This is a genomic window from Streptomyces sp. NPDC058469, assembly GCF_042721125.1.
Lineage (GTDB): Bacteria > Actinomycetota > Actinomycetes > Streptomycetales > Streptomycetaceae > Streptomyces.
In genome coordinates this window covers 1-2,439 of record NZ_JBHXME010000341.1, presented here as the reverse complement: position 1 = coordinate 2,439, position 2,439 = coordinate 1, and the positions used below count along the sequence as shown (strand labels likewise).

Sequence of the window (2,439 nt, the reverse complement as noted above, 5' to 3'; positions counted from 1 at the left end):
GTTCGGTGCGGTCGACGCGGACGATGGTCCTGCGGCCCGCGCCGATCTCCTCGCGCAGTGCGACGATGCGCTCCTCCACGTCCGGCTCGTGGGTCCAGCTGGGGGAGGCCATGCGCTTTCGCGGGAAGTCCATCCGCCGGAAGATCGTGGCGCTCCTTCTCGTGCCGCTCGTGTCCCTGACCGCGATCTGGGCGTTCGCCACGGTCCTCACCGGCCGGGCGGCCGGTGACCTGTTCAACGTGTCGTCGGTCGTCGAGAAGATCGGCTATCCCACCGAGGACACCGTCCGCGTCATCCAGCAGGAACGCCGGCAGTCGCTCGTCTATCTGGCCGACCCGCGCGCCGCCGACGGGCTCACCGATCTCAAGCGCAGCCGAGGCGCGACCGACGAGGCCGTCGCCAAGATCCGCAAGAACGCCGAGAACCCGGACGTGCGCGACGCGATGGGGCAGGCCACCGACAGCCGCGTCGCCGCGGTCCTCGACGCGTTCGACGGGCTCCAGTCCCTGCGCCGCAGCGTCGAGGACGGCACCGTCAACCGCGCCCAGGCCCTCGGGCTCTACAACCACCTGGTCGACCCGTGCTACGTGCTGCTGTCCAACCTCCATGTCGTCGACAACGTCGAGATGGACAAGCAGTACCGCGCCCTCGTCAACCTCGCCCGCGCCCGCGAGTTCCTCTCCCGTGAGGACGCCCTGCTCGGCTCCTCCCTGGTCGTCGGCAAGCTCACCCGGGACGAGACCCGCGACGTCTCCGACCTCGTCGCCCAGCGCACCCTGATGTACGACGTCAACCTGCCGCTGCTGCCCTCCTCGGAGCGCGGCCACTTCGAACGCTTCTGGAAGAACGCGGCCAGCGCACCGTTGCGCGTGGCCGAACAGGCCGCCGCCTCCACCACGTCCGGCACGCCCCGCAACGTCACCGCGCAGACCTGGAACACCGCGGCCGGCGCCGTGCTGGACGAGCTGGGCACCCTCGACGACCAGGCCAACGACCGCTACCAGGACCGTGTTCGCCCGGTCGCGATGAACGTCATCCTCAAGGCGGCCATCGCAGGCGTCCTCGGGCTGATCGCCCTCCTGTTCTCGCTCTTCCTGTCCGTGCGCATCGGCCGCAGTCTCATCCGCGACCTGCGCCAACTGCGCCTGGACGCCCACGAGGCGTCCGGCGTCCGGCTGCCCAGCGTGATGCGCCGCCTGTCCGCGGGCGAAGTGGTCGACGTGGAGACCGAGGTCCCGCGCCTGGAGTACGACAGGAACGAGATCGGCGACGTCGGCCAGGCCCTCAACACCCTGCAGCGCGCCGCCGTGGAAGCCGCCGTCAAGCAGGCCGAACTGCGGTCCGGTGTCTCCGAGGTGTTCGTCAACCTCGCCCGGCGCAGCCAGGTCCTGCTGCACAAGCAGCTCACCCTCCTCGACACCATGGAGCGCAGGACCGAGGACACCGACGAACTCGCCGACCTGTTCCGCCTCGACCACCTGACGACCCGTATGCGCCGCCACGCCGAGGGCCTGGTGATCCTCTCCGGGGCCGCCCCGTCCAGGCAGTGGCGCAAGCCCGTCCAGCTCATGGACATCGTCCGCGCGGCCGTCGCCGAGGTCGAGGACTACGAGCGCATCGAGGTCCGCCGGCTGCCGCGTATCGCCGTCACCGGGCCCGCCGTGGCGGACCTCACCCACCTGGTGGCCGAACTCCTGGAGAACGCCACGGTGTTCTCCCCGCCGCACACCGCCGTCCAGGTCCTGGGGGAGCGGGTCGCCAACGGCTTCACCCTGGAGATCCACGACCGCGGCCTCGGCATGGCGGCCGAGGCACTCCTGGACGCCAACCTCCGGCTCGCCGAGACACCCGAGTTCGAACTCTCCGACACCGACCGCCTCGGCCTCTTCGTGGTCAGCCGGCTCGCCCAGCGGCAGAACGTCCGCGTCTCGCTCCAGCCCTCCCCGTACGGCGGCACCACCGCCGTCGTGTTCATCCCCGACGCCCTGCTGAGCGACGAGATCCCGGACACCAACGGCATCGGCTTCCGCCTCGACCGGCCCCGGCCGACGAAGGAGGCCGAGCTGGAGGAGAGCCGCCGCTCCGCGCTCTCCCAGGTGCCCGTGAAGCTGCCCGGCCTGCCGCCGGCCCTCCTGGACGGGCCGGTCGAACTGGAAGCCCCCGTCGAACTGGACGCCCTCGAAGGCTTCCCGAACACACTCGACGACGAGGACGGCGAGCGCGGCGGAATCTTCCGCCCGCGCCGCGCCTCCACCCACCGGGACGACCTCGCCCCCGTCCGCCCCGTAGAGCAGCATCAGCAGGGCTCCGAGGCCGACACGGACGGCCACCGCGGCGACCCGCTGCCGCTGCCCCGACGTCGTACGCCCAAGCTGGTCAGCTCCCATGGACGCCCGGTCGTCGAGCAGCGTTGACTATGCTATTGTTGTTATTGGTGTT

General features: G+C 70.8%; 1 pseudogene. It reads left to right on the top strand.

Annotated features, from left to right (window positions below):
- Positions 1-110: 110 nt before the first annotated feature.
- A pseudogene (locus ACFWP5_RS52260) lies at positions 111-2,408 on the top strand (nitrate- and nitrite sensing domain-containing protein); the annotation flags it as partial.
- Positions 2,409-2,439 lie beyond the last annotated feature (31 nt).